Annotated in this window: 7 protein-coding genes; 6 read left to right on the forward strand and 1 reads right to left on the reverse strand. The window is 42.9% G+C overall.

Annotated features, from left to right (window positions below):
• The 3 genes from msrA (HP439_RS17190) to msrA (HP439_RS17200) form a co-directional block, all read left to right on the forward strand.
• On the forward strand, window positions 1-387 hold a 387-nt coding region (gene msrA / locus HP439_RS17190; protein WP_172391571.1), incomplete at its 5' end, for a peptide-methionine (S)-S-oxide reductase MsrA.
• Window positions 344-595 (forward strand): hypothetical protein, encoded by a 252-nt coding sequence (locus HP439_RS17195; protein WP_172391572.1) that lies wholly within the window; start codon window positions 344-346, stop codon window positions 593-595. The genes msrA (HP439_RS17190) and HP439_RS17195, both read left to right, overlap by 44 nt.
• Before the next feature lie 47 nt (window positions 596-642).
• Window positions 643-1,245: a peptide-methionine (S)-S-oxide reductase MsrA gene (gene msrA / locus HP439_RS17200; RefSeq protein ID WP_172391573.1), complete on the forward strand. Its 603-nt coding sequence runs from the start codon at window positions 643-645 to the stop codon at window positions 1,243-1,245.
• Between the two features lie 146 nt (window positions 1,246-1,391).
• Here msrA (HP439_RS17200) and HP439_RS17205 read toward each other — a convergent pair whose 3' ends face one another.
• Window positions 1,392-1,856, reverse strand: coding sequence for an Lrp/AsnC family transcriptional regulator (locus HP439_RS17205; protein ID WP_172391574.1), 465 nt, complete (start codon window positions 1,854-1,856; stop codon window positions 1,392-1,394).
• A 189-nt stretch (window positions 1,857-2,045) separates the two neighbouring features.
• Between HP439_RS17205 and eat the strand changes: the two genes are divergently transcribed.
• Genes eat through HP439_RS17220 form a run of 3 tightly spaced genes read left to right on the forward strand, consistent with a single transcriptional unit; the run spans window position 2,046 to window position 5,879 of the window.
• On the forward strand, window positions 2,046-3,368 hold the full coding sequence (gene eat, locus HP439_RS17210) for an ethanolamine permease (RefSeq protein WP_172391575.1): 1,323 nt from the start codon (window positions 2,046-2,048) through the stop codon (window positions 3,366-3,368).
• Window positions 3,365-4,723 (forward strand): glutamine synthetase family protein, encoded by a 1,359-nt coding sequence (locus HP439_RS17215; RefSeq protein ID WP_216657889.1) that lies wholly within the window; start codon window positions 3,365-3,367, stop codon window positions 4,721-4,723. Before eat ends, HP439_RS17215 begins: the two co-directional genes overlap by 4 nt.
• Before the next feature lie 7 nt (window positions 4,724-4,730).
• A complete protein-coding gene (locus HP439_RS17220) occupies window positions 4,731-5,879 on the forward strand; it encodes an iron-containing alcohol dehydrogenase (protein ID WP_172391576.1) in 1,149 nt (382 codons plus the stop codon).
• The last annotated feature ends 13 nt before the right edge of the window (window positions 5,880-5,892 follow it).

A 5,892-nucleotide genomic window follows, 5' to 3' on the forward strand; every position in this document is an offset into this window, starting at 1 on the left:
GGTGGACAGAATGATAATCCCACCTACGAGTATCACCCCGGCCATGCTGAGGGTCTTGAAATCACGTATGATCCAAGTGAAACAACCTATAAAGAATTGTTGGATTACTTTTTCAGAGTACATGATCCGAGCACGGTAGATAGACAGGGAAACGACAGAGGGAAGAGTTACCGTTCGGCATTATTTATTCAGAACGATGAAGAAGAAAGTGATGCTCACGAGATGATCAAGCTCGTCGATGATTCCCAACGTTGGCCTGGAAAAATTGTAACGACGCTGGAACCGTTTACTAAATTTTGGCCCGCCGAAGACTATCACCAAGATTATCTGGTAAAAAATCCGAATGGGTACACCTGCCATTTCGAACGCTTTGGAACGTTCCTGTAACGCACCGAACAAAGTAACGGCAGAAATATACCAGAGGAATCCCGACCGGTATATTTTAGTCTCGGGGTATGAAGTAGGAGCGCCTCGATGCTCCTACGGAAACCTTCAAAACTGGGTTGGCTATGATACGTTAACCAAAGAATATATCCGCTTTACCAAGTCCGTGTACAGAAAGCTCGTTGAAAACATGGAAAATAAAATAATATAGATATGAAAATAGCAATTCTCTTATCAACAGCATTTAGCTTACTTGCAATGACAGCTTGTAGCAATGGCATGAATAACCGGGCCGGAAAGGACTTGGGAGAAAAAGCAGTCATCAATGAGACAACCAGCAGTAGTGACAGTATAGATATTATCTACTTTGCCGGGGGGTGTTTCTGGGGAACAGAACATTTCTTCAAACAAGTAGATGGTGTTATCAGTACGGAAGTAGGTTTCGCCAATGGGCGTACAGATAATCCAACTTATAACGAGGTGGTGCGCGAAAATACAGGTTACGCAGAAACGGTAAAGGTTACCTACGACGCTGAGAAGCTGGACTTGGATCTGTTACTTGATTTATATTTCCTTTCCATCGACCCGACGAGTGTAAATAAACAGGGTAACGATGTAGGTGACCAGTATCGTACCGGGATCTATTATACCTCGGGTCAGCAGTTGCCGCTTATAACAGCACGGATAAAAAAGGAAGCGGTTAAACACACTCTGCCCATAGCAGTGGAGGTAACGCCAATAAAAAAGTATTATAAAGCCGAGGATTATCACCAAGACTACTTAGATAAAACACCTGGCGGCTATTGCCATATTAATCCTGCACTTTTTAAAGTAGCTAAGGATGCTAATAAGGCAAAGTAATACGTAAGATCCCAAAATAAATTTCATATTTTATTAATCAGAACAGCGAAGTCGGCAATCAAGGTGTAGTGGAGCCGGCAAGCTCTAGAAGCGGTGATTCTGATTCTTAATCCAGTTAAGAGTTTAATCAATCAAAATCTTACTTGTTAAATGAATAGTGGAACCTGCGTGGTGTTCACTATTTCCTTCATTACGAAATAACTCTCCATATGCCGGATTCCTTTTATCGTTGATAACTTCTTAAAATTGAACTCGTGATAGTGATCGACATCGCGGACCATTACTTTTAGCTGATAGTCAAATGCACCCGTCACATGAAAGCATTCAACAACCTCTGGGATTTTCTGTATTTCCTCCATGAACGTCAATGCGCTTTCATTGGAATGCTTTTCCATGCTGATAGATACGAGGACCATCACATTCAGGTCCAATTTTCTTCTGTCAAGCAGATAGACCTTTTTTTTTAACATGGACATGGATATTAATTTCTTTACTCGTTCGTATACCGGGGTCATGGACAGGTTAATCTGGTCCGAAATTTCTTTGTTGCTAGTGTTCGCATCTCGTTGAAGGATGTCCAAGATCATTAGATCTTTTTCGTCAAATTTCATATTTGTAGTAAAATAAGCCTGAAAATAATAAATACTTGCATTCAAGTTAGTGATATTATACTTTAATTTAAAATATCGTAAACTTATTTTACTGAAATTGATGAAATATCAGTTTTATTATGCTAATCTATATTTTAAAACAGTATTTTTACTCTACTAATTAATTTGTCATTTACCTACATATGAACTATGAGTGATCCCCAATTAAAAAAAGTCCTCGGTCCTGTAATGCTATGGGGGCTTGGGGTGGGATATGTGATTTCTGGAATGTATTTTGGATGGAATCTAGGTCTAGCAGAAGGCGGTACGTTGGGTCTCGCTATTGCCACGGTTTTTGTAATAGCAATGTATCTAACTTTTACATTTAGTTATACTGAGATGGCCTGTGCAATCCCAAAGGCAGGAGGAGCTTTCGAGTATGCAAATAGGGGATTGGGCAAGCAATTAGGATTTGTAGCCGGTATTACGCAGAACATAGAGTTTGTATTCGCACCTCCAGCTATTGCTGCTGCAATTGGTGCGTATCTAAATCTATTATATCCGTCTGTTGGTTACCTCACATTTGCAGTAGGTGCTTATGCTATCTTCACGGCGATGAATATCCTGGGAGTTAAGTTGGCGGCTTCATTTGAACTTGTTATTACTGTGCTGGCGGTCATCGAATTGCTGATCTTCGCGGGCGTCACGCTGCCCAAATTTGAGTTTTCTAATCTTGAACATAATGCGCTGCCCAACGGTATCCCTGGAATCTTTGCTTCTATCCCTTTTGCGATCTGGTTTTTCCTAGCGATTGAAGGAATTGCAAACGTAGCCGAAGAAACAATAAACCCCCAAAGAAATGTGTTGATTGGCTTTGGTTCGGCTATACTAACACTTGTCCTATTGTGTGTGATTACGTTTTTGTCGGCTGTGGGAGTTGCAGGGTGGGAAACCATTGTCTACCCTCCAGGGAGTGTCGAACCATCAGACTCTCCTTTGCCCTTGGCGATAGCGCAAGTTATTGATAGTTCTCATATTTTGTACAAACTTCTTATTGGAGTGGGCTTGTTAGGCCTAGTCGCATCGTTTCATGGTATTATCCTTGCCGGGGGTAGGGCAACTTTTGAGTTCGGCAGGGTTGGTTACGCTCCTGCCATCCTGGGGAAAATACACAGACGTTTTAGCACGCCAGCAAATGCGCTGATTGTAAATATGTTAGTTGGCTTGATTGCCCTTTTCACGGGAAAGACCGGTGAGATTATTACTATCGCGTGTTTCGGCGCAATCTGTCTCTATATTATATCAATGATTTCTTTCTTTGCCTTAAGACGGAAAGAGCCAGAATTGATTAGACCTTTCAAAGTGCCTTTATACCCTTATTTTCCAATGATTGCATTGGTGATCGCTAGCGTATGCCTGCTCGCGATGATATACTACAACCCGCAGACCGCAATGGTATTCTTTGGTCTGGTGGGCTTATCTTATTTATATTTCTTAATCTTCCTTGACAAGGATAAAAACGCTAAATTATGATTGACCGAAGAGAAATCATTTCCAAACTCCGAAAAAATAAAAGTTCCCACGTGAAGATCGCTGTTGTCGATATGGATGGTGTACTCCGGGGAAAATTCATGCATAGGGAAAAATTTATTTCTTCACTGGAAAGCGAATTCGGATTCTGCTCGGTGGTATTTGGATGGGATATTAATGACCAAGTTTATGATAATGTTGATATAACAGGCTGGCATACCGGATATGGGGACTTTTCAGCCAAGATTGATGAATCCACATTCCGCCTAATACCATGGCAAGAAGATATTCCTTTCTTCCTAGCTGATTTCGAATCCGAGCTTTCCCTAGGCGAACAGGTGTGCCCCCGAACCCTTTTAAAAAGGATAATAGCGCAAGCTCATCAAGCAGGGTACACACCGATTTTTTCCCAAGAATTTGAATGGTTTAATTTTTTGAAACCGGATGTCGCTAATATGGGTAGTTTTAAGGAGATGTCTCCGATCACCTCGGGGATGTTCGGTTATTCTATTTTAAGGATGTCCGATAATTTTGAGTACTTCCGCGACCTGTGCCAATTGCTCGAAAAGTTTGATGTTCCTTTGGAGGGATTGCATACCGAGACGGGGCCTGGCGTGCTGGAAGCTGCCATTCAATGTGCTGAAGCTCTGGAGTCCGCCGACCGAGCGACGCTTTTCAAATCCGCGGTAAAAGAAATAGGGAAGAAGCATGGGATACTCGCAAGTTTCATGGCTAAACAAACAAAGGAGCTGCCCGGATGTAGTGGCCACATACACCAAAGTCTATGGGATTCTAGTAAGCAAACTAATTTGTTCTATAATGGGGATGATGATACCCAAATGAGCCCCTTAATGAAACATTACCTTGCAGGGCAGCTTCACTGTCTGCCTGAAATCCTTCCCATGTTTGCCCCTACAGTAAACAGCTATAAAAGACTGACCGAAGGAGCTTGGGCTCCCACTACATTAACCTGGGGCTTTGATAATAGAACTACAGCGCTGCGCGTGATACTAGGCAGTTCGAAATCTACCCGAATAGAGCATCGTGTTGTCGGTTCTGATGTAAATCCATATCTAGCGATGGCAGCGAGTCTAGCCAGTGGATTGTATGGGATAAAAAATAAACTTTCCTTGGATAGCCCCCATACAGTAGGTAACGGTTATGAGGATACACGCTCGGGGACGCTGCCGGTTAATCTTTATGAGGCAACAAGCAGGATGAGTCAGTCTAAGCTTGCCTCTGAGCTTTTCGGTGAAAAATTCGTTGACCACTTCACTCGATCGAGATTCTGGGAATGGCGACAATTTTCTGAACAGGTTACCGACTGGGAAACAAAAAGATATTTCGAAATAATTTAACCACAGGATGGATATAGATAAAATTTATGGTTTTAACTTTCCTACACCTATTCGATTTGGTGCAGGAGCTATTGATGAATTGCCCGCTTATCTGCAGGCAAACATGCTTAATCGCCCTTTGGTGGTGACCGATCCGGTTATTGCGGAACTTCCTTTTTTTAAGCAAATCATTGAAAAGCTGGCTAACAAGGGAATCGATACTGTGGTCTATAATGAATTGCACAAAAATCCAGTGAAATCAGATGTGATCAAAGGAGGTGACGTTTACCACGAATACAAGCGAGACTCCATCATTGGAATCGGTGGAGGGGCGGCGCTCGATGTAGCCCGTGCTGTTGCGCTCCGGGCTCACCACGACAGGGATCTATTCGATTATGACGATCTTATTGGGGGCGATGTCTACGTAACAAATGAGATTCCGCATTTTATAACTGTCCCCACTACTGCGGGAACCGGTAGTGAGGTTGGGCGAAGCGCCATCATTTCTGAAGACGATACGAAAAGGAAAAGAATTCTTTTTAGCCCAAGACTGATGGCAAAAATTGTCTTTGCGGATCCTATGCTTACGATTGACCTCCCGTCCTTCATAACAGCGGCTACGGGAATGGATGCACTAACCCACAATATGGAAGCGTACCTGGCAAAAAACTTTCACCCCATGTGTGACGGTATTGCGCTTCAAGGGATCTCCCTAATTGCCGATTCGATTGAAACGGCAACCAGAAATCCGGATATCGAATCACGCGCTAAGATGCTTCTTGCCTCCTTAATGGGGGCGGTAGCCTTCCAGAAAGGACTCGGGGTGGTGCACAGTCTTGCGCATCCACTCTCTAGTTTACTTGATACCCACCACGGGCTGGCCAACGCGGTAAATCTTCCGTACGGAATGCGCTTCAACTATGAGGGGTCGGAGCACCGTTTTGATAAAATAGGTAGTGCACTGGGACTAGGAGATAATTCTGGTAGTGCAGTTGTCGATTATTTATTTGACTTGAACGGAAAACTCGAACTGCCTACTCGTTTATCCTCAATAGGTGTTGAAAGGGAACATTTAGCCCCATTGTCAGAACTTGCCTATGCTGATTTCTGCCATCCGTCAAATCCCAAGCCTGTTTCCAAAGAAGATTTTCATGCTATTTATCAAAGTGCTTTTTAGTTAATTATGATCA

This window comes from Sphingobacterium shayense (assembly GCF_013179575.1).
GTDB classification, from domain to species: domain Bacteria; phylum Bacteroidota; class Bacteroidia; order Sphingobacteriales; family Sphingobacteriaceae; genus Sphingobacterium; species Sphingobacterium shayense.

Coding starts and splice junctions, on each gene's coding strand:
- HP439_RS17195 (WP_172391572.1), top strand. CDS start 344: ATGGGTACACCTGCCATTTCGAACGCTTTGGAACGTTCCTGTAACGCA.
- msrA (WP_172391573.1), top strand. CDS start 643: ATGACAGCTTGTAGCAATGGCATGAATAACCGGGCCGGAAAGGACTTG.
- HP439_RS17205 (WP_172391574.1), bottom strand. CDS start 1,856: ATGAAATTTGACGAAAAAGATCTAATGATCTTGGACATCCTTCAACGA.
- eat (WP_172391575.1), top strand. CDS start 2,046: ATGAGTGATCCCCAATTAAAAAAAGTCCTCGGTCCTGTAATGCTATGG.
- HP439_RS17215 (WP_216657889.1), top strand. CDS start 3,365: ATGATTGACCGAAGAGAAATCATTTCCAAACTCCGAAAAAATAAAAGT.
- HP439_RS17220 (WP_172391576.1), top strand. CDS start 4,731: ATGGATATAGATAAAATTTATGGTTTTAACTTTCCTACACCTATTCGA.